Source organism: Rhodoferax sp. RT4P68, from assembly GCF_056521305.1.
Window position 1 is genome coordinate 507,022 of record NZ_JBWMBB010000004.1, and the last position, 26,093, is coordinate 533,114.

At 68.2% G+C, this 26,093-nt stretch carries 26 protein-coding genes and 1 pseudogene; 21 read left to right on the plus strand and 6 right to left on the minus strand.

The window, feature by feature from the left end:
- The first annotated feature begins 96 nt into the window (after positions 1-96).
- Complete coding sequence (locus AC099J_RS11675; protein ID WP_479615400.1) at positions 97-909, plus strand: SOS response-associated peptidase; 813 nt, start codon at positions 97-99, stop codon at positions 907-909.
- 86 nt (positions 910-995) lie between these two features.
- Here the strand turns inward: AC099J_RS11675 and AC099J_RS11680 are convergent, their stop codons facing one another.
- Positions 996-1,499 (minus strand): Lrp/AsnC ligand binding domain-containing protein, encoded by a 504-nt coding sequence (locus AC099J_RS11680; protein WP_479615401.1) that lies wholly within the window; start codon positions 1,497-1,499, stop codon positions 996-998.
- 86 nt (positions 1,500-1,585) lie between these two features.
- Between AC099J_RS11680 and putA the strand changes: the two genes are divergently transcribed.
- From putA to AC099J_RS11735, 11 genes are all read left to right on the plus strand, one after another.
- Positions 1,586-5,320 carry a trifunctional transcriptional regulator/proline dehydrogenase/L-glutamate gamma-semialdehyde dehydrogenase gene (gene putA / locus AC099J_RS11685; RefSeq protein ID WP_479615402.1) on the plus strand — a complete coding sequence of 1,245 codons (3,735 nt, stop codon included), beginning with the start codon at positions 1,586-1,588 and terminating at the stop codon, positions 5,318-5,320.
- Positions 5,321-5,395: 75 nt separating this feature from the next.
- Positions 5,396-5,653, plus strand: a complete 258-nt coding sequence (locus AC099J_RS11690) for a type II toxin-antitoxin system Phd/YefM family antitoxin (RefSeq protein ID WP_479615403.1) — start codon at positions 5,396-5,398, stop codon at positions 5,651-5,653.
- Positions 5,654-5,658: 5 nt separating this feature from the next.
- Positions 5,659-6,072, plus strand: a complete 414-nt coding sequence (locus AC099J_RS11695) for a PIN domain-containing protein (protein WP_479615404.1) — start codon at positions 5,659-5,661, stop codon at positions 6,070-6,072.
- 174 nt (positions 6,073-6,246) lie between these two features.
- Positions 6,247-6,918, plus strand: coding sequence for an amino acid ABC transporter permease (locus tag AC099J_RS11700; RefSeq protein ID WP_479615405.1), 672 nt, complete (start codon positions 6,247-6,249; stop codon positions 6,916-6,918).
- 95 nt (positions 6,919-7,013) lie between these two features.
- Complete coding sequence (locus AC099J_RS11705; protein WP_479615406.1) at positions 7,014-7,667, plus strand: amino acid ABC transporter permease; 654 nt, start codon at positions 7,014-7,016, stop codon at positions 7,665-7,667.
- A 42-nt stretch (positions 7,668-7,709) separates the two neighbouring features.
- Entirely contained in the window at positions 7,710-8,507 is a 798-nt protein-coding gene (locus AC099J_RS11710) for a transporter substrate-binding domain-containing protein (protein WP_479615407.1), read from the plus strand.
- A gap of 558 nt (positions 8,508-9,065) precedes the next feature.
- Complete coding sequence (locus AC099J_RS11715) at positions 9,066-9,791, plus strand: amino acid ABC transporter ATP-binding protein (RefSeq protein ID WP_479615481.1); 726 nt, start codon at positions 9,066-9,068, stop codon at positions 9,789-9,791.
- Positions 9,788-10,738 (plus strand): sugar kinase, encoded by a 951-nt coding sequence (locus tag AC099J_RS11720; RefSeq protein WP_479615408.1) that lies wholly within the window; start codon positions 9,788-9,790, stop codon positions 10,736-10,738. The genes AC099J_RS11715 and AC099J_RS11720 overlap by 4 nt, the downstream gene beginning before the upstream one ends.
- Positions 10,735-11,712, plus strand: a complete 978-nt coding sequence (locus tag AC099J_RS11725; protein ID WP_479615409.1) for a 2-hydroxyacid dehydrogenase — start codon at positions 10,735-10,737, stop codon at positions 11,710-11,712. Before AC099J_RS11720 ends, AC099J_RS11725 begins: the two co-directional genes overlap by 4 nt.
- Positions 11,709-12,728 (plus strand): LacI family DNA-binding transcriptional regulator, encoded by a 1,020-nt coding sequence (locus AC099J_RS11730; RefSeq protein ID WP_479615410.1) that lies wholly within the window; start codon positions 11,709-11,711, stop codon positions 12,726-12,728. Before AC099J_RS11725 ends, AC099J_RS11730 begins: the two co-directional genes overlap by 4 nt.
- 117 nt (positions 12,729-12,845) lie before the next feature.
- On the plus strand, positions 12,846-14,294 hold the full coding sequence (locus tag AC099J_RS11735) for an NCS1 family nucleobase:cation symporter-1 (RefSeq protein ID WP_479615411.1): 1,449 nt from the start codon (positions 12,846-12,848) through the stop codon (positions 14,292-14,294).
- Positions 14,295-14,453: 159 nt separating this feature from the next.
- Here the strand turns inward: AC099J_RS11735 and AC099J_RS11740 are convergent, their stop codons facing one another.
- Positions 14,454-15,386, minus strand: a complete 933-nt coding sequence (locus AC099J_RS11740) for a LysR family transcriptional regulator (protein WP_479615412.1) — start codon at positions 15,384-15,386, stop codon at positions 14,454-14,456.
- A 104-nt stretch (positions 15,387-15,490) separates the two neighbouring features.
- On the opposite strand from AC099J_RS11740, the gene uraD reads away from it, so the two are divergent.
- Both uraD and AC099J_RS11750 read left to right on the plus strand, forming a co-directional pair.
- Positions 15,491-16,054, plus strand: coding sequence for a 2-oxo-4-hydroxy-4-carboxy-5-ureidoimidazoline decarboxylase (gene uraD / locus AC099J_RS11745; protein WP_479615413.1), 564 nt, complete (start codon positions 15,491-15,493; stop codon positions 16,052-16,054).
- Positions 16,051-17,031, plus strand: coding sequence for a Bug family tripartite tricarboxylate transporter substrate binding protein (locus AC099J_RS11750; RefSeq protein WP_479615414.1), 981 nt, complete (start codon positions 16,051-16,053; stop codon positions 17,029-17,031). Before uraD ends, AC099J_RS11750 begins: the two co-directional genes overlap by 4 nt.
- Positions 17,032-17,085: 54 nt before the next feature.
- Here the strand turns inward: AC099J_RS11750 and AC099J_RS11755 are convergent, their stop codons facing one another.
- The 4 genes and pseudogenes from AC099J_RS11755 to AC099J_RS11770 form a co-directional block, all read right to left on the minus strand.
- On the minus strand, positions 17,086-17,427 hold the full coding sequence (locus tag AC099J_RS11755) for a type II toxin-antitoxin system RelE/ParE family toxin (protein ID WP_479615415.1): 342 nt from the start codon (positions 17,425-17,427) through the stop codon (positions 17,086-17,088).
- The gene (locus tag AC099J_RS11760) at positions 17,424-17,702 is read right to left on the minus strand and encodes a type II toxin-antitoxin system Phd/YefM family antitoxin (protein ID WP_479615416.1); all 279 of its coding nucleotides are present in this window, start codon (positions 17,700-17,702) and stop codon (positions 17,424-17,426) included. The genes AC099J_RS11755 and AC099J_RS11760 overlap by 4 nt, the downstream gene beginning before the upstream one ends.
- A gap of 130 nt (positions 17,703-17,832) precedes the next feature.
- A pseudogene (locus AC099J_RS11765) lies at positions 17,833-17,952 on the minus strand (galactonate dehydratase); the annotation flags it as partial.
- The gene (locus AC099J_RS11770; protein WP_479615417.1) at positions 17,949-18,908 is read right to left on the minus strand and encodes a FadR/GntR family transcriptional regulator; all 960 of its coding nucleotides are present in this window, start codon (positions 18,906-18,908) and stop codon (positions 17,949-17,951) included. The pseudogene AC099J_RS11765 and the gene AC099J_RS11770, both read right to left, overlap by 4 nt.
- A gap of 120 nt (positions 18,909-19,028) precedes the next feature.
- On the opposite strand from AC099J_RS11770, the gene AC099J_RS11775 reads away from it, so the two are divergent.
- The 7 genes from AC099J_RS11775 (at position 19,029) to AC099J_RS11805 (ending at position 26,049) form a co-directional block, all read left to right on the plus strand.
- A complete protein-coding gene (locus tag AC099J_RS11775; RefSeq protein WP_479615418.1) occupies positions 19,029-19,808 on the plus strand; it encodes an SDR family oxidoreductase in 780 nt (259 codons plus the stop codon).
- 7 nt (positions 19,809-19,815) lie between these two features.
- Positions 19,816-21,063, plus strand: coding sequence for an enolase C-terminal domain-like protein (locus tag AC099J_RS11780; RefSeq protein WP_479615419.1), 1,248 nt, complete (start codon positions 19,816-19,818; stop codon positions 21,061-21,063).
- A 35-nt stretch (positions 21,064-21,098) separates the two neighbouring features.
- Positions 21,099-22,064: a 2-hydroxyacid dehydrogenase gene (locus AC099J_RS11785; protein WP_479615420.1), complete on the plus strand. Its 966-nt coding sequence runs from the start codon at positions 21,099-21,101 to the stop codon at positions 22,062-22,064.
- Positions 22,065-22,097: 33 nt separating this feature from the next.
- Positions 22,098-23,078 carry a TRAP transporter substrate-binding protein gene (locus AC099J_RS11790; protein WP_479615421.1) on the plus strand — a complete coding sequence of 327 codons (981 nt, stop codon included), beginning with the start codon at positions 22,098-22,100 and terminating at the stop codon, positions 23,076-23,078.
- A gap of 71 nt (positions 23,079-23,149) precedes the next feature.
- Positions 23,150-24,163, plus strand: coding sequence for a TRAP transporter substrate-binding protein (locus AC099J_RS11795; protein ID WP_479615422.1), 1,014 nt, complete (start codon positions 23,150-23,152; stop codon positions 24,161-24,163).
- A 27-nt stretch (positions 24,164-24,190) separates the two neighbouring features.
- Positions 24,191-24,772 (plus strand): TRAP transporter small permease, encoded by a 582-nt coding sequence (locus tag AC099J_RS11800; protein WP_479615423.1) that lies wholly within the window; start codon positions 24,191-24,193, stop codon positions 24,770-24,772.
- Entirely contained in the window at positions 24,769-26,049 is a 1,281-nt protein-coding gene (locus AC099J_RS11805; protein WP_479615424.1) for a TRAP transporter large permease, read from the plus strand. Before AC099J_RS11800 ends, AC099J_RS11805 begins: the two co-directional genes overlap by 4 nt.
- Positions 26,050-26,093 lie beyond the last annotated feature (44 nt).

Consider the following 26,093-nt stretch of genomic DNA (forward strand, 5'->3'; position numbering starts at 1 on the left):
GTGCACCAGCCTCAGGTGGAGCGGATTGACGCGGGCACCGCAGGCTTTGGGGCGATCTGATCTGGCCAGACAGGCGATCGCACCGACACTCCGCGCATGAGCACACACTACGAATCACTGCCGCTGGCGCAGGACTACCAAACGGCCTTCGCGGTGCCGACGCCCGACGCGCCCGGACTGCGCGACATGTGGCCGCGCAAGATGGGCTTGTGTATCCGCTCGGGCGCCAAAGCCGTGGCGACGGTGGTTGCCGACGAGATACCTGCGCAACCGCTTGTCCATGCGGCCCCCCCAGCGCCGGTCGACGTGCCGGTGCAAGCGCCAGCGGATGCTCCCGCCGGGTTGCCCAGCAAGGCACCTGCAGCCCAAGTAGCGGCCACGCGCGAACTGGTGCACGCGCAATGGGGCCTGGTGCCGCACTGGGTCAAGTCTGCGTCCGACGGCCAGCTGCGCGCCACCAAGCTCGTCAACGCGCGCGCGGAGCTCGCCTCCACCGCCCGCGCTTTTCGCGACGCCTGGCTGCAGGGCCAGCGCTGCATCGTGCCGATGGCGGCGTTTTTCGAGGACGACTTGCGCAACGGCAAAGCCGTGCCCACCCGCATCAGCCGCATCGACGGGCAGCCCATGGGCGTGGCCGGCCTGTGGGCGCTGTGGACCGGGCCCGATGGCCAGACCCTGACCAGCTACGCGCTACTCACCGTCAACGCCGACAGCCACGCCCTGCTGCGCCGCTACTGGCCGCACGGCAGCGAAGCGCGCATGCCGGTGATCCTCAACGAGGGCGCGTACGACGCCTGGCTGAATGCGCGCGTCGAGAAGGCCCACGAGTTCATGCGTCACTACCCATCGAACTGGCTCACGGCGAACCCCGTGGAGCGCAAGGCCGACAAGGTGCCGAAGCGGCTGTAGCGCGGCCGGCTGCCCGCGTGCCTGCGCGCCAGGGGCTGGGCGCTGGGGCTTTGACGGCCCATGCGTCGGGACGCCGCTCGCGGGCCTCAGCCCGGCAAATGCAGCTGCGTCGAATTCTTCACTTCTTCCATCACCGCATACGTCCGCGTCTCGCGCACGCCCGGCAGCTGCCACAGCACGCCGCCGGCGAACTCCCGATACGCCGCCATGTCGGCGCTGCGCGTCTTCATCAGGTAGTCGAAGCCACCGGCCACCATGTGGCATTCCAGAATGGCCGGCTGCGCCTGCACGGCGGCCTTGAACTGGTCGAACACGTTGGCCGTCGTGCGGTCCAGCAGCACCTCGACGAACACCAGCATGCCGGCGCCCAGCTTCAGCGGGTTCAGCCGCGCCTCATAGCCCAGGATGTAGCCCTCGCGCGTGAGGCGCTGCACGCGCGCCAGCATGGCCGTGGGCGAGAGGCCCACCGCCTCGGCCAGCTTCAGGTTGGCGATGCGGCCATTGGCCTGCAGCTGGCGCAAGATACGCATGTCCAGCCGGTCCAGGTCGGCGAAGGGGGCCGCAGCCTCTAGTGTTTTATTCGTTGCCATGCCGGAAATTCAGATAAACATTCGCTGAGTTGCAGCGCATGATCCCACGAATCACCAGCACCCTCAGGATCATCAGGATCACCGCCATGCCCGACACCGCCACCTCCACCAAACCTTTCGCCGACGGCTTGACGACCGAGCCGGGCACGCTGCGCAGCGCCATCACCGCCGCCTGCCGCCGCCCTGAATCGGAGATGCTGCCGCCGCTGCTGGACCAGGCCCGCCAGCCGCCCGCGCAGTCGCAGGCCGCGCAGGCGTTGGCCGCGCGCATTGCCCAGAACCTGCGCGAGCGCAAGAGCGCCACCGGCCGCGCCGGCCTGGTGCAGGGGCTGTTGCAGGAATACGCGCTGTCGTCGCAAGAGGGCGTGGCGCTGATGTGCCTGGCCGAGGCGCTGCTGCGCATCCCCGATGCCGCCACGCGCGACGCGCTGATCCGCGACAAGATCTCCGACGGCCAATGGCAGTCGCACGCCGGGCAAAGCCCCTCGCTGTTCGTCAACGCCGCCACCTGGGGCCTGTTGCTGACCGGCAAGCTGGTGGCCACGCACAGCGAGAGCGGGCTGACCACGTTGCTGGCGCGCCTGGTCGGCAAGGGCGGCGAGCCGCTGATCCGCAAGGGCGTGGACATGGCCATGCGCATGATGGGCGAGCAGTTCGTGACGGGCGAGACGATTGCCGAAGCGCTTGACCATGCCCGCGCGTTGGAGGCACAGGGCTTTCGCTATTCCTACGACATGCTGGGCGAGGCCGCATTGACGGCCGACGACGCGCAGCGCTACCGCGTGGCGTACGAGCAGGCGATCACCGCCATCGGCAAGGCATCGGCCGGGCGCGGCGCGATCGACGGGCCGGGCATCTCGATCAAGCTGTCGGCCCTGCACCCGCGCTACGCCCGCGCCCAGCACGCGCGTGTGATGGCCGAGCTGTACCCGGTGCTGCGCGCGCTGGCGCTGCAGGCGCGCCGGCACGACATCGGCCTGAACATCGACGCCGAAGAGGCCGACCGGTTGGAACTCTCGCTGGACCTGCTGGAGCGGCTGTGCTTTGAGCCCGGCCTGTCGGGCTGGAACGGCATCGGCTTCGTCGTGCAGGCCTACCAGAAGCGCTGCCCCTTCGTCATCGACGCGATCGTCGACCTGGCGCGGCGCAGCGGCCACCGGCTGATGGTGCGGCTGGTCAAGGGCGCGTATTGGGACAGCGAGATCAAGCGCGCACAGGTCGATGGCCTGGCCGGCTACCCGGCCTACACGCGCAAGGCCTACACCGATGTGTCGTACCTGGCCTGCGCGCGCCGGCTGCTGGCGGCGCCGGATGCCGTCTACCCGCAGTTCGCCACGCACAACGCGCAGACGCTGGCGGCCATCCACGAGATGGCCGACCCTGCGACCTGGCAGCCCGGGCAATACGAGTTCCAGTGCCTGCACGGCATGGGCGAGCCGCTGTATGAGCAGGTGGTCGGCCGCGTCGAGGATGGCAGGCTGGGCCGCCCGTGCCGCATCTACGCCCCCGTGGGCACGCACGAGACGCTGTTGGCCTACCTGGTGCGCCGGCTGTTGGAGAACGGCGCCAACACCTCGTTCGTGAACCGCGTGGCCGACCCGACGCTGGACCTGGCCACGCTGGTCGAAGACCCGGTGCGCACGGTGGAGCAGCTCGCAGCCGAAGAGGGCGGCATCGGCCGGCCCCACCCCGCCATCGCCCTGCCCACCGCGCTGTACGGCACGGCGCGGCACAACTCCGAAGGGCTGGACCTGGCCAGCGACGTGCAGCTGCAGGCGCTGGCCGGCGTGTATGCCGCCGCGCAAGGCAGCCAGTGGTCGGCCGGGCCGATGACCGCATCGCCCCACGCCGACGCGGCAGCGCGCGAGCCCGTGCGCAATCCGGCCGACCAGCGCGACACCGTGGGCCAGGTGCAACCCGCCACGCTGGCCGAAGTGGCCCAGGCCGTGGCCGATGCCGATGCCTTCGCACCGGCCTGGGCCGCCACGCCGGCCGCCGACCGCGCCGCCGCGCTGGAGCGCGCCGCCGATGCGCTGCAGACACAGCTGCCGCAGCTGGTCGCGCTGATGGCGCGCGAGGCTGGCAAGACCTGCGCCAACGGCATCGCCGAGGTGCGCGAGGCGGTGGACTTCCTGCGCTACTACGCGGCGCAGGCCCGCGCCGACCTGGAGGGCGGGCAGGCGACGGCGCTCGGCCCGGTGGTCTGCATCAGCCCCTGGAACTTCCCGCTGGCGATCTTCCTCGGCCAGGTCGGCGCCGCGCTGGCTGCGGGCAACACCGTGCTGGCCAAGCCGGCCGAGCAAACGCCGCTGATTGCTGCCGAGGCCGTGCGCCTCTTGTGGCAGGCCGGTGTGCCGCACGCCGCCGTGCAGCTGCTGCCCGGCCCGGGCGAGAGCGTGGGCGCCGCCCTGGTGGCCGACGCGCGGGTGCAGGGCGTGCTGTTCACCGGCTCGACCGACGTTGCACGCCTCTTGCACAAGACCCTGGCGCAACGCCTGAACGCTGATGGCCGACCGGTGCCATTGATTGCCGAGACCGGTGGCCAGAACGCCATGGTCGTCGACTCGTCCGCGCTGACCGAACAGGTGGTGGCCGACGCCGTGGCCTCGGCCTTCGACAGCGCTGGGCAGCGCTGCTCGGCCCTGCGCGTGCTGTGCGTGCAAAGCGACGTGGCGGACCGCGTCATCGGCATGCTGCAAGGCGCCATGGTCGAGCTGGCCATGGGCCCGCCCACGCTGCTTGCGACCGACGTCGGCCCCGTCATCGACGCCGATGCCCAGGCCGGCATCGAGCAGCACATCCAGTCCATGGCCGCACGCGGGCGCCGCGTGTTCCGCGCCGCGCGTGTGGCCGATGGCGCCACGCGCACGGGCAGTTTCGTCACGCCCACGCTGATCGAGATCAACAACCTGGCCGAGCTGCGTCGCGAGATCTTCGGCCCCGTGCTGCACGTGCTGCGCTACAAGCGTCAGGACCTCGCGGCGCTGATCGCCCAGATCAATGCCACGGGCTACGGCCTGACGCTGGGCGTGCACACCCGCATCGACGAGACCATCGAGCAGGTGAGCACCCAGGCCCACGCCGGCAACATCTACGTGAACCGCAACATGGTGGGCGCCGTGGTCGGCGTGCAGCCGTTCGGCGGTGAAGGCCTCTCGGGCACCGGCCCCAAGGCCGGCGGCCCGCTGTACCTGCACCGCCTGCTGGCGCGGCCGCTCGCCGATGCCATGGCCCGCGCCGTGCCCGCAGCAGAACCAGCAACCACGCTACAGCCGGCCCTGGCCGCGCTGCTGGGCTGGGCCGAGCAAGGCGGGCGCAGCGCCATCGCCACGCAGTGCCGGCGCTTTGCCGCCGCCTCGCGCAGCGGCGCATCGGCCGTGCTGCCAGGCCCTACCGGCGAGCGCAACACCTACCGCCTGCAACCGCGCGAAGCCGTGCTGTGCCTGGCCGCGCACGTGCCCGACCGGCTGGTGCAACTGGCCGCCGTGCTGGCCGTGGGCAGCACGGCCGTGTGGCCGGCCGGCGCCGACACGCACTTGCTGCTGGCCCAACTGCCCGAACCCGTGCGCCGCTGCATCGTGCTGGCGCACGATTGGAAGGTCGCCACCGTGCGCTTCGACGCCGCCCTACAGCACGGCGACAGCGCGGCGCTGCTGCAGACGCAACAGACGCTGGCGGCCCGCCCCGGCCCCATCGTCGGCCTGCGCGGCTACGCCGAGGGCGACACGGACATCGCGCTGGAGGCGCTGGTGGTCGAACGCGCGCTGTCGGTCAACACGGCGGCAGCGGGGGGCAACGCGAGTTTGATGGCGATCGGGTGATGGCTGTCGCCCGTCGTTTGACAGACCGACGGCCCATCGGCAAACTAGTCAGTTACATAGTCTGTTGGAGTCCACATGCAATCATGGCCCGTACAAGATGCCAAGGCGCGCTTCAGCGAGTTTCTCGATGCGTGCCTGTCCGACGGACCTCAGATGGTCACCAAACGCGGCGCGGAAGCCGCTGTACTCGTGCCGGTGCAGGAGTGGCGCCGCCTGCACAGCGCCGCGCGCCCGTCCCTCAAGCAGCTGCTGCTGTCGGACGAGGCCCGCGCCGATGTTCTGGTGCCTGCGCGCGGCCAGGCCAAGCGGCGCTCCGTGGTCCCCTTGGGTTGAGCGGCGTGTATCTGCTGGACACCAACGTCGTCTTCGAACTGCGCAAACGCAAGCCGCACGGCGGTGTGGTGGCGTGGCTGCAATCGATGGACGACCGCCAGCTCCATCTGTCGGCAGTCACGCTCGGCGAGATTCAGGCAGGCATCGAGATCACGCGTGAGCAGGACACCGCCAAAGCCGCAGACATCGAAGCATGGCTGGAACAGCTCGCCAGTGCCTACAACGTGTTGCCCATGGATGCCTGCGCCTTCCGCCACTGGGCCAGGCTCATGCACCGGCAATCGAACACGCTCTATGAGGACGCCATGATTGCTGCCACGGCACGTGCGAACGGGCTGATGGTGGCGACGCGCAACGTCGCTGATTTCAAGTCGCTCGGGGTGGCGGTCTTCAATCCGTTCGTGACACGCACGGGTTAGCTTGGTGGGTCGTGGTCAGGCCGGCAGCTGAACGACCTGGCTGCGGTTGATGATGAAGGCGGTGCTGCTGACCATCTTTGATCCTCAGGCGCAATGGAAGGCGACTCCATGCGGCTAACTACATTGGCGTAAACCCCCATTCACTTGCGTGAAACCGGTTTCATACTCCGGTCCGTGCAGTACCAATTCCAGTTCGACGCCGTCTTCGCCGCGTGGCCCCTGTTGCTCAAGGGCACGTGGATCACCGTGCAGCTGTCGCTCACCGCCACCGTGCTGGGCCTCATCGTCGCCATCGCAGGCGCCTGGGGCAAAACCAGCGGGCCCAAGTGGCTGCGCTTTCTCATCCAGGCCTACATCGAGCTGATCCGCAACACGCCGTTCCTGGTCCAACTGTTCTTCTTTTTCTTCGCGCTGCCGGCCTTCGGGCTGCGCTGGTCACCCTACCAGGCGGCGCTCACGGCGATGGTCGTCAACCTCGGCGCCTACGCCATCGAGATCATCCGCGCCGGCATCGAGTCCATCCCTAAGGGCCAGATCGAGGCCGGCCGCGCGCTGAACCTGAAGGGCTGGGAGATCTTCCGCTTCGTCGTCATCAAGCCCGCACTCAAGGCCATCTACCCAGCGTTGACCAGCCAGTTCATCTTGCTGATGCTGACCTCGGCCGTGGTCTCGGTGATCTCGGCGGACGACCTCACCTCGGTGGCCGCCACGCTGCAGTCGCAGACCTTTCGCAGTTTCGAGATCTACATCGTCGTCACGCTGATCTACCTGGGCCTGGCGCTGGCGTTCTCGGCGCTGTTCAAGCTGTTGCATCGCCAGTTCTTGAACTACCCCGACAAGCGCTGAACCATGAACTTGCCCCCACGCTCATCACTTCGTGTATCGCTGCCCCCCGAGGGGGCGCTCATGCGCCTGCTGGCGGCCGGGCGGCGCTGACCACCATGCGTACCTTCGGATTCCCCGAGTTCCTGTTCATCCTCGAAGCGGCCAAGTGGACGTTGGCGCTCTCGGCCATCGCCTTCGTCGGCGGCGCGCTGCTGGGCCTGGCGATCGCCCTGGCCCGCACCAGCGAGAGCCGCGTGGCCCAGGCGCTGGCCACCAGCTTCATCCAGGTGTTCCAGGGCACGCCGCTGCTGCTGCAACTGTTCCTGATCTTCTTCGGCCTGCCGGTGCTGGGCCTGGACATCAACCCCTGGGTGGCGGCCAGCATCGCCCTCACGCTGAACACCGCGGCCTTCCTCGCCGAGATCTGGCGCGGCTGCATCCAGGCCGTGCCGGGTGGCCAGCGCGAGGCGGCGCTGGCGCTGAACCTCTCGTATGTTGACCGCATGCGCGACGTGATCCTGCCGCAGGCCTTCAAGATCGCGCTGGCGCCCACGGTTGGCTACCTGGTGCAGGTGATCAAAGGCACCTCGCTCGCCGCCATCATCGGCTTTGCAGAGATCACGCGCGCCGGCCAGATCATCAACAACGCCACCTTCCAGCCGCTGCACGTCTTCACCACCGTGGCCGCCATCTACTTCGTGATCTGCTGGCCGCTGTCGCTGCTGGCCACGCGCATGGAAAAGCGCCGGGCCGCAACGCTGGCCCGCTGACCTGCCTCGTTCCCACTTTCAACCCCAAGGAGCCCTCCGCCCATGTCCACCATCCGCCACGCCACCCGCCGTACCGCCATCGCACTGACCCTGGCCACCGTCACCGCGACCTGGGCGCTGCCTGCCGCCGCACAGTCCATCGCCGACATCAAGAAGAAGGGTGAGATCACGATTGGCATGCTGGTCGACTTCCCACCCTACGGCACGACCAACGCGCAGAACCAGCCAGACGGTTACGACGCAGACGTCGCCAAGCTCTTGGCCAAGGACCTGGGCGTGAAGGCCAACATCGTCGCCGTCACCGGCCCCAACCGCATCCCCTTCCTGTTGACCAACAAGGTCGATGTGCTGGTCGCCTCGCTGGCCATCACGCCCGAGCGTGCCAAACAGGTCGACTTCTCCACGCCGTATGCGGCCGCCACCATCGTGCTGTATGGCGTGTCGAAAGTGCAGATGAAGGAGCCGGCGGACCTCAAGGGCAAGCGCGTCGGCGTGGCCCGCGCCAGCACGCAGGACGTCGCGCTCACCGCCATCGCGCCCGAGGGCACCGAGATTCGCCGCTTCGACGACGACGCCTCGGCCATGCAGGCGCTGATGTCGGGCCAGGTCGATGCCATCGGCTGCTCGACCACCGTGGCCGCGCAGATCGCCAAGCGCGCACCCGCCAACACCTACGAGAACAAGTTCAACCTGCGCCAGCAAGTCATGGGCGTGGCGCTGCGGCCGGGTCAGGCTGAACTGAAGAAGACGCTGGATGATTTCGTGGCGCGCAACAAGGCCAACGGCGAGTTGGGCAAGCTGTACCAGAAGTGGCTGGGGACGGACTTCCCGAGCATGTAAAAGGTTCGCGTGGCTCACGGCATGAAGAAGCATAGGAGCTGTGGGCGGGCCCGCGCCAACGGTGTACTCCACTCCGCGAATGTCCCCCGGCCTTGCCCGCCTTGCCGGCCTGGGGCCGGAAAGGCGGGCCAGGCCTCCTCCTTTATTTCGCTGCGTGAAGCACACCATCGTCGCGGTCTATCACCGCTGTGCTTCATCGGTCAGCACGACGTGCCGTCCTCGTCAGCACCGTCGCGGTTGCTCTGTCAGCACGACGCGACGGCCCCAGGGTCGAGGGTATCGGGTGGCCCCTGCAGCGAAATAGAGGAGGAGCCTGGGCCGCCTGCGGCCCTGGCGGGGGACATTCGCGGAAGGGGCCACCCGGTGGCCTCGGCCCGCGCCCCACAGCCGAAGCCAAAGCGAAACCCGACCCCGAACCCGATTGCAACTGCGCAGCACACGCAAAGCGCACCGCGCATCGACAGCTGAACGAACGCGCACCAGCACACCCAACAGAGACCGAGGCCAGCCATCGTGACCACCACCCCAGAACACACCCTCGGCGCCCCCATCATCGAGATGGCCGGCGTCAACAAGTGGTACGGCAGCTTCCAGGTGCTGACCGGCATCGACCTGTCGGTGCGGACCGGTGAGCGCATCGTGGTCTGCGGCCCCTCGGGTTCCGGCAAGTCCACGCTGATCCGCTGCATCAACCGGCTGGAGACCGTGCAGCAGGGCAAGATCGTCGTCGACGGCATCGAGCTCACCGCGGGCGGCAAGAACGTGGACGCCGTGCGGGCCGAGGTCGGCATGGTGTTCCAGCAGTTCAACCTGTTCCCGCACCTCACCATCTTGCAGAACTGCACGCTGGCGCCGATGCGCTCGCGCGGCATGACGCAGGCGCAGGCCGAAGAAGTGGCCATGCAGTACCTGACCCGCGTGCGCATTCCTGAGCAAGCCAAGAAATACCCCAGCCAACTCTCCGGCGGCCAGCAGCAGCGCGTGGCGATTGCGCGGGCGCTGTGCATGAGCCCCAAGATCATGCTGTTCGACGAGCCCACGTCGGCACTCGACCCGGAGATGGTGAAGGAAGTGCTCGACACCATGATCGGCCTGGCCGAAGACGGCATGACGATGCTGTGCGTCACGCACGAGATGGGCTTTGCGCGCAGCGTGGCCGACCGCGTGATCTTCATGGCCGACGGTCGCATCATCGAACAGGCGCCACCGCAAGAGTTTTTCCAGAATCCGCAGCACGAGAAGACGCGACAATTCCTGGGCCAAATTCTGAGTTCGCACGCATGACCGACACCACCTTCGACGTCGCCCTGTTCGGCGAAGCCATGCTGCTGCTGGTGGCCGATGAACCCGGCCTCCTCGAGCACGCCACCTCTTTCCACAAACGCACCGCCGGCGCCGAGACCAACGTGGCCATCGGCCTGGCACGCATGGGGTTCAAGGTCGGATGGGCCAGCCGGCTGGGCACCGACAGCATGGCCCGCTACCTGCTGGCCAGCATGCGCGCCGAGGGGATCGACTGTTCGCATGTCGTGTGCGATGCGACGCAGACCACGGGCTTTCAGTTCAAGAGCCGCGTGACGGATGGCAGCGACCCACTGGTCGAATCGCACCGCAAGGGCTCGGCCGCCAGCTGCATGACACCCGCCGACATCGACGAGGCCTGGCTGCGCAGCGCACGGCATCTGCACGCGACGGGCGTGTTCCCGGCCATTTCGGCGACCACGCTGCCCACCGCCATCCGCACCATGGAGATCGCGCGTGACGCCGGCCGCACCATCTCGTTCGACACCAACCTGCGGCCCGGGCTATGGGGCAGCACCGAGACCATGCGCAGCACCATCAACAGCCTGGCGGCGCGCGCCGACTGGGTGCTGCCCGGCATCGAGGAAGGGCTGATCCTCACCGGCGAGACCGAGCCCGAGCGTGTGGCCGCCTTCTACCGTGCGCAGGGCGCCAGGCTGGTTGTCGTCAAGCTAGGCGCCGACGGTGCCTACTACGACAGCGACACGCAGGGCACCGGCCACGTGCCCGGTTTCCCGGTGGCCAACGTCATCGACACCGTGGGTGCCGGCGACGGCTTTGCGGCCGGCGTCATCAGCGCGCTGCTGGAAGGCAAGAGCGTGCCCGAGGCCGTGCGCCGCGGGTCATGGATCGGCGCGCGCGCGGTGCAGGTGCTGGGCGACACGGAAGGCCTGCCAACGCGGGCGCAACTGCAGGAGGCAGGACTGTGAAGAAGAACATTCTGGTGTTCGGTGCGTTGCCACCGGACCAACTGGCACGGCTGCAGGCCGCACACCACGTGACCGTGGCCAACCCCAAGACCGATGCCGCCGGCTTCGCCGCAGCCCTGCCCACGGCCGAGGCGCTGGTGGGCGCCAGCATGCCGGTGGATGCCGCGCTGCTGGACCGCGCGCCCCAGCTGCGCGTGATCTCCAGCGTCTCGGTTGGCGTGGACAACTACGCGCTGGCCGAACTGGACCGGCGCGGCATCGTGCTGTGCCACACGCCCGGCGTGCTGGACGAAACCGTGGCCGACACCGTGTTCGCGCTGCTGATGGCCAGCAGCCGCCGCGTGGTCGAGCTGGCCAACCTGGTGCGCGAGGGCCGCTGGACGCAGAGCGTGGGCGAAGACCTGTTCGGCTGGGATGTGCACCACAAGACGCTCGGCCTGCTGGGCTTCGGCCGCATCGGCCAGGCCATCGCACGGCGCGCGGCCCTGGGCTTCGGCATGCAGGTGCTCTACCACGCGCGCCGGCCCGTAGACCTGCAGGCGCAGGCGCCCGATCTGCTGGGCAAGGCCACCCACACGCCACTGGCCGAGCTGCTGCCGCGCGCCGATTTCGTGGTCGCCATGCTGCCGCTGTCCGACGCCACGCGCGGCATGCTGAACGCCGAAGTGTTCGCGCAGATGAAGCCCGGCAGCTTCTTCGTCAACGGCGGGCGCGGCGCGACCGTGGACGAGGCCGCGTTGCTGGCCGCGCTCGACACCGGCCACCTGCGCGGCGCCGGCCTGGACGTGTTCGCCAAGGAGCCGCTGCCGGCCGACTCACCGCTGCGCAACCACCCGCGCGTGACGCCCCTGCCGCACATCGGCTCGGCCACCGCCGAGACGCGCCACGCCATGGCTGCACTGGCCGTCACCAATGTTCTGCAGGCACTGGCCGGCCAGGCACCGACGGCACGCTACGACACGCGCAGCACGTGAGCGCCACCCGCCCCACCATCTCGGACGTGGCCAGCGCGGCCGGCGTCTCCAAGGCCACGGTCTCGCGCTTCCTGAACCACCGCGATCGGCTGCTGAGCGCGGACATCGCATCCCGCGTCGAGGCCGCGATCGCGCAGCTGCGCTACGCCCCCAGCCCCATGGCGCAGGCGCTCAGCCACGGCCGCTCGCGCCTGATCGGCCTGGTCGTGGCCGACATCGCCAACCCTTATTCGGTGGCGGTCCTGCGCGGTGCCGAGCAGGCCTGCCGCGAGGCCGGCTACCTGGTCATGCTGTTCAACCTGGGCAACGAGCCCGAGCGCGAACGCGAAGCCATTGCCGCACTGGCCGGCTACCAGGTCGACGGGTTCATCCTGAACACACTGGGCCGCGGTGCCAGCATGCCCGACGCGATCGCCGCGCAGAACAAGCCGGTGGTGCTGGTCGACCGGCGCCACGCCGGCATGCAGGCCGACTTCGTGGCGCTGGACAACGCGGCCTCCATGGCGCTGGTGTGCGACCACCTGATGGCCAGCGGCTGGCAGGAGATCCTCTACGTGACCGAGCCGGTGGTGGGCGTCAGCACCCGGCGCGAGCGCGCCACGGCGTTCGGCGCCTGCCTGCGCGCGCCAGCGGCCGGCCGCGTGTTCGAGAGCACGGACGGCGCCGACGCGGCCTTGCTGGCGGCCCTCGGCGAGCTGCGCAAGCGCGCCGGCACGCGGCGCCGGGCCGCCGTGGTCGCCGGCAATGCCGTGGTCACCTTGCGAGTGGCCCACGCCGTGCGCCAGCTCGGCTGGCAGTTCGGCACCGATCTGGGTTTCGCCGGCTTCGACGACCCGGAGTGGGCCTCGCTGATCGGCCCTGGGCTGTCGACCATTGCCCAGCCGACCGATGCGATCGGCCGCGAGGCAGCGCGCTTTCTGATCGAACGGCTGCAGGGTCGCGAAGGCCCGGCGCGTGTGCTGCGGCTGCCAGGGCGTCTGGTGGTGCGGGGCTCCTCGGCGGCGCCCGCTGCGTAGGGCGTGTCCGGCCGGCACCGGCCGACGCCACAACTTGTTACCGCGCTCCATCCACGACTTGGCACGCGCCGTGCGTCGTCGGTTGCACCCGTGCCCCGCACACATCCTGGAGCCCGCATGCATGCCACGCCCGACGACACCGGACTGCACAACGACTCACTGGCCCCGATCCCCAAGGACAAGCAGACCTGGGGCTGGTTCGAGATCTTCAACATCTGGGCCAACGACATCCAGAGCTTGTTCGGCTACTCGCTCGTGGCCTCGTTGTTCATCGCGTATGGCGTGACGGGCTGGACGGCGTTCGGCGCGCTCATCACCGCCAGCCTGATCGTCATGGTGCTGGTCAACATCTCGGGGCGCCCCGGGGTGGACCATGGCATCCCCTACCCGGTGCTCGCACGCGCCAGCCTGGGCGTCAGCGGTGCGCGGTTGCCCGCCATCCTGCGCGCCACCGTGGCCGTGTTCTGGTACGGCGCGCAAACGTACTTTGCGTCGACCGCGCTCGAGCTGCTGATCGTCACGCTGACCGGCGCCACGGGCGGCGCCACCTGGTTCGGTCTGACGGCCATCGGCTGGGTCTCGTTCGTCGTGGTGTGGGCGCTGCAGATCTTCATCTTCTCGCGCGGCATGGGCTGGATCGGCACCTTCCTGAACGTGGCCGGGCCGTTCGTCTATGTCGTGATGATCGGCCTGCTGGTGGTGCTGTGGCAGAAGTCCGATGGCCAGTTGCTCAGCGCCGCGCAGACCATCTTCGCGCCGCCGAACCCCACGTTCAGCACCGAGTTCAAGGGCTTCGTCGCCATCGTCGGCACCATGGTGGCGTACTTCGCCGCGGTGATGATCAACTTCAGCGATTTTTCGCGCTACACCAAGAGCCGCAAAGCCATGGTGCTGGGCAACCTGGCCGGGCTGCCGGCCAACATGATTCTGTTCTCGGCGCTGGCGCTGCTGACGACGGCCGGCGCCGCCGTCATCTACGGCGAGAAGATCACCAACCCCACCGACATCGTGGCCCGCGCCGACAGCGCGCTGCTCAGCGTGATCGCCGCCATCACCTTCTTCGCGGCCACGGTGGGCATCAATTTGGTGGCCAACTTCATTCCGGCCGTCAACGGCATCTCCAACATGGCGCCGCGCGTGCTGGACTTCCGGCGCGCCGGGTGGATCACGTCGCTGTTCGCGCTGGTCATCGGCGGCTTCTGGGTCGGCTTCATCAGCACGGTGGGCATCACCGGCTTCGTCAACACGCTGGGCGCCACGCTGGCGCCGCTGTACGGGATCATGGTGGTCGACTACTACCTGGTGCGCCGCCAGAACATCGTGCTGGCCGACCTGTACAGCACCAGCCCCACGGGCACCTACGCCTATACCGGCGGCTGGAACACCAAGGCGCTGGTCGCGTTCGCGCTGGCGGCGGTGTTCTCCATCTCCACCGTCTGGGTGGAAGCATTGGCTGCGTTGTCGGGCTACGCGTGGCTGCTCGGCGCATTCTTCGGCGGGGCCATCTACGGCGTGCTGGCGCGCGGCAGCGTTCCGGTGCGGGCAGTGCCGCCGGTGGCGGCCTGACAGCCTGCTTGGGGCGCAGGTCAGGCGCTGCAGGCCCGCTGCAGGCAGCACCTCACCGTGCGCAGCAGGCTGGCGATCCTCCGATGCGCGGGACGCGCCCGGCGCGTGACTTTGCCCGCATGCCACGACTGCAGCGATTGCAGCGATTGCCGCGCGCGTTCAACCCTTCGGCGCCCGCGCCGCTGCCAGGCCGTCCTGCAGCGCCGCGATCAGCTGTTCGGCCACCAGCTTGACGACCGAGCCCGGCGGCCGCGCCGCATCCACCACCACGCTGATGCCCTGCGGCTCGGCGCCCCGGTCGCGGATGGGCACGAACACCAGCCGGCCGTCGGCCAGCTCGGCGGCAGCATCCAACTCCGAGGTGAACACCACGTGCTGGCCCGCCATGGCGAGCTGTTTGACGAGCTGCAGGGAATTGCTTTCCACAAAGCGGCGCGGCGCCTGGAACAGCCAGCTGTACTGCGCCTCCAGGTAGCGCCGGATCGTCAGCGCCCGGCTTTGCAACGCGACTGGGTGCAGCGTGGCCTCCTGGAAGCTGACGCTGGCGCAGGAGGCCAGCGCATGCCCCGGCGCCACCACGCAGCCCAGTGGCAGCTCGGCTTTCCACAGCACCAGCAACTCGCGCCGCGGCGCCAGGTTGAAGATCGCCGCCAGGTCGGCCTTGCCGCCCATCAGCGCCACCTCGGCATCGTCGGGCGTGGCCAGCTCGATCGACAGGCTGACCAGCGGATGCTGCGCGCTCAACTGCCCGATGAGCCGGGGCAGCACGCTGGTGGAATGGCTGTCCATCGCCACCAGCGCCACGTGGCCCTGGTGCACGCCCTGGATGCGCCGGACATCGGCCACCAGGCGGCGCTCGTCCTGCCCCCAGCGGCGCACCATCGTGATCACCGCCTCGCCAGACGCCGTCAGCTGCATGCCGCGCGGCAGCCGCTCGAACATCGGCACGCCGAGTTCGTCCTCGAGCTGCAGGATCTGCCGGTTGATCGCCGACGCCGCCACATGCAGTTCGCGCGCAGCCTTCTGGATGGAACCGGAGCGCGCGACCTGGTCGGCATAGCGCAGGCCGGCGGGCACGAGCGAGTGGCGCATGGTGGTGGTCCTGAATGCGGAGCGCTGATCGTACTGATTTTGCGAATGCAACGTAGCTTATTCTGTGATGGACGGCAATGCGGTGCCTGCCTACGATCCAGCCCATGACGCACCCGCATACCCTGGACGCCCTCAACACCTGCCCGCCGCATGCCTTCAGTGCAGCACTGGCCGACATCTGGGAGCACGCCGCCTGGGTGCCCGCCCGCGTGGCACCTCTGCGCCCTTTCGCCAGCGTGGACGCACTGCACCGCGCCATGGTCGCCGTGGTGGCCGCGCTGGACGAGCCAGCCCGTGTCGCCTTCTACGCCGGGCACCCGGAGCTGGCCGGCGCCGACGCCCGGCGCGGCACGATGACCGAGGCCTCCGTCGCCGAACAGGGCACGCTGGCACTGGCCAACCTGGAGGGCGGTGCCGCCCAGCGCTGGGACGCGCTGAACCAGGCCTACCGCGCGCGCTTCGGCTTCCCCTTCATCCTGTGCATCCGTCGCCACACGCACGATTCGGCGCTGCGCGCCTTCGAGCAGCGGCTGCAGCACGATCGCGCGACCGAACTGGCCGCCGCACTGGACGAGATCGCCGCGATCACACGCTTGCGGCTGGAGCGACGGCTCGCAACCCCTTCCCCCCCTGAAACCACCCCTGCCCACCACGGAGTTGCCCCATGAACACGAGCCGCCGAATTTCTCTCCTCGCCTGTGCGATGGGCCTGTTGGCCGCCACGGCGCCCGCCCTGGCCCAGGGGCCCTACCCCGACAAACCGGTCAAGCTGATGGTGGCGCTGCCGGCCGGCGGCGGCGTGGACATGATCGCCCGCCTGGTCGGCCAGAAGCTGGCCGCCGCCACGGGCCAGCCCTTCGTGGTGGACAACCGCGCCGGCGCCTCCGGCCGCATCGGCCTGCCGCTGGTGGCCAAGGCCGCGCCCGACGGCTACACGCTGATGGCGTCGCCGGCGTCGTTCCTGACGACCAACAAGCACATCTTCAAAGAGATGCCCTACGACGCGGAGACGGACTTCGCGCCCATCACCAAGCTGGCCAACCAGTCGATGGTGCTGGTGGTCAAGGATCGGCAGAAGTTCGCCAACGCCGGTGCGGTGCTGGCGGCGGCCAGGACCAAGCCGGAAGCCGTGAACTACGCATCCTCGGGCGACGGCAGCCCGCAGCACCTGGCGGCGCTGATGTTCGAGACGCGCATGAAGGTGCGCATGACGCACATCCCCTACAAGGGCGGCGCGCTGGCCATCAATGACCTGTTGGGCGGCAACGTGGACATGCTGTTCGCACCGCTGCCCGAGGCGCTGCCGCACATCAAAGCCGGCAAGCTCACGGCGCTGGCCATCATGAGCGAGCAGCGCTCCGCACTCATCGCCGACGTGCCGACCATGAAGGAGGCAGGCATCGACAACATGGTGTTCCAGACCTGGATCGGCATGCTGGCCCCGGCCCGCACCCCCCGCCCGCTGGTGGACCAGCTGAACCGCCAGATCCACGCCATCCTGGCCAGCGACGAGGTGAAAGCCCAGCTGCGCGAGGCCGGCATGGACGTGGCGCCGACCACGCCCGAGCAGTTCGGCAAGACGATTGCGGATGAAAGCCGGTTGCACGCGGAGCTGGTGAAGGCGTCGGGGTTGGTGCCGCAGTGAGCGCCCAGGCTGGGCGCCGTTGGACTGCGACTAATCCCTGATGCGGAGCGCGCGCTAAGCGCCAAGCAGCCGGCGCGCCAACAACGATTGCATGTCGCGCCGCCCGTCCACGATCAGGTGGACGATGACCTGTTCGCCGCTCACGCGGTAGATCAGCCGGTATGGCTTGAACAGCGCCTGGCGGTAGGTCTTGATGCCCAGTGACAACAATTCTTTTGGGTAGCTTCCGCGTTCCGGCATGCGTTGCAGGCTGTCAGCAACCTGCACGAGCCGGTCCAAAACGTAGTCGGCGCTCGGCAAGCTATCGAACTCAGCGATGTAGTCGTGAATCGCTTCGAGGTCTTGCTCCGCGCCCACAGTCAGCACCACCGCATAGCGGTTGGCAGGCTCGCTCATTCGGCCGCGACACGCTTGGCGCGCAAGCGGGCCACGACCTCGTGCACGGGCTTGAGCCGGCCGGCAGCCTCATCCTGGTGGCCGAGCGCAAGCACCTTCAGCAAGGCCAGCGTTTCCTGTGTCTCCTCGAACGAGGCCACGTCCTGCAACACGGCTTTGGCCTCGCCGTTCTGCGTGATCACCAGCGGCTCGCGCCGCTCGGCGAGAGTCAACAACACTTCAGCGGCGTTGGCCTTGAGGTAACTGATGGGCTTGACCTGGGACGAATAGCGCATGGCGGGACTCCTTGAGAAGACTGAATATAGCCCTTATTCAGTTCACCGTGCCGACTAAGAGGTCACACCTGCGCCACACTGCTGTAGGCCACGAAGTCCAGCTGCAGACAACACCGCCCCGGTAGAGGTGCGTGCGGGCCCGGCCTTCGACGACGGGCTCGCCCCAGCCGCTGATGCGCTCGTCAGTCTCCACCTTGAGGAACAACCAGCGCGGCGCGACGTGGTACGTGTGCAGCGCGGTGATCTTCATGCTGCGGCCCTTGGCGCACGCCTGGGCGCCACCTTCTTGGCCACCGCATGCGCTGCGACGTTCTGCACCCCCTTGGCCGCCGCCTTCTGCTTCGCCTTGCGCGCCTCGCCGGCCGGGCGCGCGACCGAGTCTGCGTCGGCACCGGCCGTGGTGCGCACCGCCCTCGACCTGGGCGCCACCCTTGTGCGGACGGCCGCCCCCCGCGTCACCATCGGCGCACTGGCGCCCGTGGCGCGGCGCCGCTCGGCCAGCAGTTCGCGCAAGTCTTGCTCGGCGCTGACGATCAACGTGATGGCTGCTGCCTCGGCCCCCGCCGCATCGCCGCTCTCGATGCCCACGCACACCGCCTCGTGCAGCGGCAGCGATGCGGCCGGGCCGCCGGGCTTCTGCGCGACGATGGCAAAGCTGGCCTCCAGCATGGCCGACATGGCCTGCTGCATCTGGCGCAGGTATTGGTTGCCGCAGGCAAGCAGGATGGTGGTGTGGAAGGCCACGTCGGCCTCCACATAGTCGCCCTTGCCGGCGACGGCGCGCGCCATCGCCATGTAGGCGGCACGCAGCGCACGCCGCTCTTCCTCGCTGGCACGCTCGGCTGCCAGGCGCACGGCAGCCGGCTCGACGATGCGGCGCAGCTCCATCAGGTCACGTGCCATGGTCGTGTCGAAATCGGCCGAGGCCGCGCGCCAGGTGATCACCTCGGGGTCGAACAGGTTCCAGTGCGCGGTGTCGCGCACCAGTGTGCCGACACGGCGGCTGACTTGCAGCATGCCCTTGGCCACCAGCGACTTGATGGCCTCGCGGATGACGATGCGTGAGTAGCCGAAGCGGCCGCCCAGCTCGGGCTCAGACGGCAACAACGCCCCTGGCGGATAGCGGCCGGCGCTGATGTCGCGGCCGAGTTGGGCCACGACCTGCGCGTGGAAAGTGGTGGCGCGAGGAGCTGACAAGGTGTTCATTTGTAACTTCACATCATACGTTTGGCGTCACGCCCAATAAGGATAGTGAAGCGTACTTGAAACCGGTTTCGGGTTTCCCCTGATCGATCAAACGTCATACCTCCGATAAATTCAGCGCCCATGAACACACCCGCCCCCCGCAGCCCCTTCGATCTTTCCGGCCGCACCGCGCTGATCACTGGCTCCACGCGTGGCATTGGCTACGCGCTGGCGCAGGGCCTGGGCCAGGCCGGTGCCCACATCGTCGTCAATGGCCGGCAGCACAGCGCGGTGGATGAAGCCGTCGCCAAGCTGCAGGCCGAGGGCATCGGCGCCAGCGGTGCGGTGTTCGATGTGGCGGTGGAAAGCGCCGTCGCAGCCGCCTTCGCGCAGTTCGATGCACAGGGCATGGCCATCGACATCGTCGTCAACAACGCCGGCATCCAGCACCGCCAGCCGCTGCTGGACGTGCCGCTGGCCGACTGGCAGCGCGTGATCGACACCAACCTCACGGCGGCCTTCCTCGTGGGCCGCGAGGCGGCGCGCCGCATGGTGCCGCGCAAGGCCGGCAAGATCATCAACATCGGCTCGCTGACCAGCGCGGCCGCGCGCGCCACGGTGGCGCCCTACACCGTGGCCAAGGCCGGCATCAAGCTGCTGTCCAAATCGATGGCGGCGGAATGGGCGCAGCACAACATCCAGGCCAACAGCATCGGCCCCGGCTACATCCTCACGGACATGAACCAGGCCCTGGTCGACAACCCCGAGTTCGACGCCTGGGTCAAGGCCAGCAACCCCACCAAGCGCTGGGGCCGGCCCGATGAACTGGCCGGCACCGCCGTGTACCTGGCGTCGAGTGCGTCGGACTACGTGAACGGCCAGATCATCTACGTCGACGGCGGCTGGCTCTCCGTTCTGTGAGGCCACCATGGCCACGCTGATCACCAACGTCACCACCATTGCCACGGCGCCGCAGGGCATCAACCTGCTGGTCGTGAAGGTGGAGACCAACCAGAGCGGCCTCGTGGGCTTCGGCTGCGCCACCTTCGCCTACCGCCACCTGGCCGTGCAATGCGTGGTCGAGCAGTACCTCAAGCCCCTCTTGGTCGGCCGCGACGCCGAGGCCATCGAAGAGCTGTGGCAGCTGATGCACCAGAACGCCTACTGGCGCAACGGCCCGATCGAGAACAACGCCATGTCGGGCGTGGACATGGCGCTGTGGGACATCAAGGGCAAGCTGGCTGGCATGCCGGTCTACCAGCTGCTGGGCGGCAAGGTGCGCCAGGGCGTGCCGGTCTACCGCCACGCCGAGGGCCGCGACATCGACGCGCTGTGCGACGACGTGGCCCGCCTGCGCGAACTGGGAATCCAGCACATCCGCTGCCAGAGCGGCGGCTATGGCGGCGGCGGCTTCGGCGCAGCACCGGTGCAAGCTGCAGAAGGGTCGGCCGAGGGCATCTACCTGGAGCCGCGCCGCTACATGCGCGACACCGTGGCGCTGTTCGATGCGCTGCGCAGCAAGCTGGGTTTCGAGGTCGAGCTGTGCCACGACGTGCACGAGCGCCTGCGCCCGGCCGACGCCGTGCGGCTGGCCCAGCAATTGGAGCCCTACCAGCTGTTCTTCCTCGAAGACGCGATCCCGCTCGAAGAAGGCGAATGGCTGCGCCGCCTGCGCGCGCAAACCAGCACGCCGCTGGCCCAGGGCGAGTTGTTCAACCACCCGTTCGAGTGGCGCACGCTGATCGCAGAGCGGCTGATCGACTTCATCCGCGTGCACCCCAGCCAGCTGGGCGGCATCACGCCCACGCGCAAGCTGCAGATCTTTGCCGAGCAGTACGGCGTGCGCACGGCCTGGCACGGCCCGGGCGACCAGTCGCCGCTGGGCCACGCGGCCAACATCCATATGGATCTGGCGGCACGCAACTTCGGCATCCAGGAATGGTCGGGCACCGAGCCGCCGAACTTCGTGATCCAGGAGCTGACGGGCTCTGGCAGCGCACTGCTCGATGTGTTCCCCGGCCTGCCGGAATGCCGCAAAGGCTTCGTCTACGCCAACGACAAGCCCGGCCTGGGCGTGGACGTGAACGAAGCCGAAGCCGCCAGGTACCCGGCCACGGCAGGCGTCACCACCTGGACGCAGACGCGCCTGTTGGACGGCAGCCTGGCCCTGCCTTGATTTTTTCACCCCCACTACCCTCGCAGGAGCTGCCCTTGAAAATCGTCTTCCACGGCCAGAACGCCGGCGGCTTCCGCCAGGGCTTCGATGCCTTGATCGGCCCCGGCCATGAGATCGTCCATGTCAGCGACACGCTGGCCGCACCAGGTGAGGCCGAGCACTTCGCCAGCGCCGAGGTGCTGATCGGCACCAAGCTCGACGCGAGCATGCCGCCCGTTGCCGACGCGCGCCTGTACCACGCGCCCGCCGCCGGCACCGATGCGATCGACCGCACCTGCCTGCCCGCGCAGACGGCGCTGTGCAACTGCCACGGCCATGAGCATGCGATTGCCGAATACGTGTTCGCGGCGCTGCTGGAGCAGCACGTGCCCCTGGCCCGCGCCGATGCCGATCTGCGCCGTGGTGAATGGACGTTCTGGGCCGGCCGCCCCGGCGCCCTGCGCACCGAGCTGGGCAGCCAGACCATCGGCCTCCTGGGCTTCGGCCACATCGCCCAGGCGATTGCCCACCGCGCACGGGCCTTCGGCATGCGCGTGCACGCGGCCAACCGCAGCCCGCTGAAGACCGACGCGGTGGACCGCGCCTTTCTGCTGACCGAGCTGCACGCCTTCATGGCCAGCGTGGACATCGTCATCGTCACCCTGCCGCTGACGCCCGAGACCACCGGCATCGTCGACGCCGCCGCACTCGCCGCCATGCGCCCCGGCAGCACGATCGTGAACGTGGCGCGCGGCCCGGTCATCGACGAGCAGGCGCTGTTCGATGCACTCAAGAGCCGGCACCTGGGCCGCGCCGTCATCGACACCTGGTACCAGTACCCCACGCCCACGCAGCCGCAATGCGCGCCCTCGCGTCTGCCCTTCGCCGAGCTGGACAACGTGCGCATGGCGCCGCACATGTCCGGCTGGACAGAAGGCACCGTGCGCCGTCGCCAGCAGACCATGGCCGACAACATCGGACGATTGGTGGCCGGCCAGCCACTCGTCAACCGCCTCGTGTAAGCCCACAAGACCCAACCCCAAGGAGACAACAGCATGAAAAAGTTCACCCGACTCGCCCTGGCCTGCCTGGCCGCCGCCTGCATCCCGGCCGGCGCCCTGGCCGCCAAGTTCAACCTCAAGCTCGGCCACGCGGTGAACACCACCGACGGCCAGCACGCCGCCGCCGTGAAGATGGCCGAGCTGGTGAAGGCCCGCACCAACGGCGATGTGGAGATCACCATCTTCCCGTCCAGCACGCTGGGTACGGATGCCGCCATGATCAGCGGCGCACGCGGGGGCACGATCGACATCGTCTCCAGCGGCGCTTCCAACTACAACGGCATCGTGCCGGCCACGGCGGCGTTCGAGCTGCCCTTCGTGTTCCGCACCGCACAGCACGCCTACACCGTGCTCGACGGCCCCATCGGCACCAAGGTGCTCGATGAATTCGGCCCGCACCGCCTGAAGGGCCTGGCCTATTGGGAAAACGGCTGGCGCGCCTTCACCACCGGCAAGCGCCCCATCCGCACGCCCGAAGATTTGAAGGGCCTGAAGATCCGCTCCACGCCCAACCCGTATCACATCCAGGCCTTCAAGCTCCTGGGCATGAACCCCTCGCCGCTGGCGATTGCCGAGCTGTACGGTGCGCTGGAAAGCGGCGCCTTCGACGCGCAGGAGCACCCGATCAACGTCACGCTGTCGGCCAAGTTCTACGAAGTGCAGAAGCACCTGACGGTCAGCAACCACATCTATTCGCCGCTGATCCTGGTCATGAACAAGGCCAAGTTCGACAGCCTGCCTGCCGACTACCAGACCGTGGTGGTCGAGTCTGCCCGCGAGGCCGCCCGCTACCAGCGCGAGCTGAACGCCAGCAACGCGGGCAAGTGGGTCGAGGAGCTGAAGAAGTCCGGCATGCAGGTGGTCGAGAAGGTCGACATGGCGCCGTTCCAGAAGATCGTGGCCGAGCCGATCGCCAAGACCTTCGGTGAGAAGCTGGGCCCTGACCTGCTCAAGGCCATCGAAGACACGAAGTAAGCGCACCCGCGGCGCGCCGGCACAGGCCGGCGCGCCAATTTTTTTGTTTGCAACCCGCATTCGGAGACCACATGCCGTCCACGCGCTTCACCACCACCCGCCGCACCATCCTGGCCATCGCGGCCGCCAGCGTGCTCGCCACGCCCGCCATGGCCGAGATCAAGGCCCGCATCGGCCACGCCATGCCCGAAAGCCACCCCCAGGCCGCGGCGATGAACAAGTTCACCGAGCTCGCTTCCACCTACACCAAGGGCAACGTCAAGGTGCAGGCCTACCACTCGGCCACGCTGGGCAGCGACGAGAAGCAGCTGCAGGCCGTGCAGTCGGGCACGCAGGACATGTACATCGGCACGCTGGCGCCCCTGTCCACCCGCGTGAAGGAAGTGCAGGTCTGGGACTTGCCCTTCATGTTCCGCGACCAGCGCGAGGTCTACGCCGTGCTGGACGGCGCTTCGTCCAAGCAGATCTTCGAGAAGATCGCGCCGGCCGGCCTGGTCGGCCTGACCTGGACCGGCATGGGCTTTCGCAACCTGTCCAACAGCAAGCGCAGCGTCACCAAGCTGGAAGACGTGAGCGGCCTGAAGATCCGCGTGATGACAAACCCGGTCGCGCTGGAAACCTGGAAGACCATCGGCGCCAACGCCACGCCCATGGCGTTTGCCGAGGTGTTCCCCGCGCTGGAAATCAAGGCGCTGGACGGGCAAGAGAACCCGCTGCTGCACATGTACTCCAACAAGATGCAGGAGGTGCAGAAGTTCATCACCGTGACCAACCACGTCTACACGCCGGTGGCCCTGGTCGCCTCCAAGAAATTCTGGGACAGCCTCTCGCCCGATGACAAGGCGGGCGTGCAGAAGGCCGCCACCGAGGCCGGCCTGTACCAGCGCAAGCTGCTGGACGAAGGCGACGCCGCGGTGGTGGACAAGTTCAAGGCCGCAGGCGTGACCATGAACACCATGAGCCCGGCCGAGCTGGCCCGCGTGCAGGACAAGGTCAAGCCCGTGGTGGCCAAGTTCGCGCCGGTGATCGGTGAGGACTTCGTCAAGGGCTTTCTGGCCGAGATCGACAAGGTGCGGGCCAAGTAAACGACAGCGCGAAGCGAAGGATCTGCCATGGGCAGGATGTTGAAATCGCTGGCCGATGCGCTCACGCGCGGGCTGGAAGTCGTCATGGTGCTGTGCCTGCTCACCATGCTGCTCATGGTGTTCGGCAATGTGATGCTGCGCCTGTTCCTGAACACCGGCATCGACCTTTCCGAAGAAGTGCCGCGCTTCGCCTTCGTGTGGATGACCTTCCTGGGCGCCATCGTCGGCATGCGCAAACGCGCGCACCTGGGCGTGGACATCGTGGTGCGGATGCTGCCGGCGCTGGGCCGGCGCATCTGCTGGGGCATCAGCCAGGCCATCATGCTGGTGTGCTGCGTCTACATCGTCTACGGCACCTGGCTGCAGCACGACATCATCGCCGGCAACGCATCGCCGGTGGCGCAGTGGAGCATGTTGTGGGTCTACGGCGTGAGCTACCTCACCGGCGGCGCCATCGGGCTGATCTGCCTGTCCAACCTGGTGCGGCTGTTCGCCGGCAAGGTGGGCGACGATGAACTGATCGACGTGCACGAAGAAGGCATGAACGAAGCGCTGGAGGCCGAGCACGAGATGCAGGCGCAGACCGCCAAGGCCGGGGGCCGGCCATGACCATCTTCATCTTCATCTCCTCGCTGCTGGGGCTGATGGCCCTGGGCATGCCGGTGGCGTTCGCGCTGATCGGCTGCGGCCTGGCCATCATGTACACGATGGGCTTCACCGATCCGCAGATCGTGGTGCAGAACATGTGGGACGGCGCCAACAGCTTCCCGCTGCTGGCCGTGCCCTTCTTCATGCTGGCCGGCGAGTTCATGAACGCCGGCGGCATGACGCGCCGCATCATCCAGATGGCCATGGCCTGGATCGGCCACATCCGCGGCGGGCTGGGCTATGTGGCCGTGCTGGCCGCCATCGTCATGGCGTCTCTCTCGGGCTCGGCCGTGGCCGACACCGCCGCGCTGGCCGCGGTGCTGGTGCCGCTGATGCGCAAGGCCGGCTACGACGTGAACCGCTCCTGCGGGCTGATCGCCTGCGGCGGCATCATCGCGCCGGTGATCCCGCCGTCGATCGCGATGATCCTGTATGGGGTGACGGGCGGCGTCTCCATCACCAAGCTGTTCATCGCCGGCATCGTGCCGGGCATCCTGATGGGCGTGGCCATCATGATCGCCTGGCGCTGGTGCATCGGGCGCGACAACATGACCACCGAGCCGCGCAAGACCACGGCCGAGCGGCTCGCGGCCACGCGCCAGGCGCTGTGGGCCATGGTGCTGCCCATCGTGATCGTCGGTGGCCTCAAGTTCGGCTGGTTCACGCCGACCGAGGCTGCGGTGATCGCGGCCATGTACTCGCTGGTGGTGGGCATGTTCGTCTACCGCGAGATCAAGCCCTCGCAGCTGTTCCGCCTGTTCTACCGCGCGGCCGAGACCACGGCCATCATCATGTTCCTGGTGTCGGCGGCGGGCGTGTCGGCCTGGCTGATCACCACGGCCAACATCCCGCAGCAGCTGGCCGAACTGGTCGCGCCGCTGATGGACAACAAGATGCTGCTGACCTTCGTGCTGATGCTGCTGGTGCTCTTGGTCGGCACGGCGCTGGACTTCACGCCCACGGTGCTGATCATGACGCCCGTGCTGATGCCGGTCTTGAAGCAGGCCGGCATCGACCCGGTGTACTTCGGCGTGCTGTTCATCATGAACAACGCCATCGGCCTGGTGACGCCGCCGGTGGGCACGGTACTCAACGTGGTCTGCGGCGTGGCCAAGATCCCGATGAGCGGCGCGATCAAGGGGGTGATCCCGTTCATGGTGGCGCAGGCCATCGTGATGTTCCTGCTGGTGCTGTTTCCGCAGATCGTCATGTGGCCGCTGGCCTGGATGACGAGATGACGCAGCCCGCCGTTGCCCACTGAGTTCCCAACAACAACCTTTTG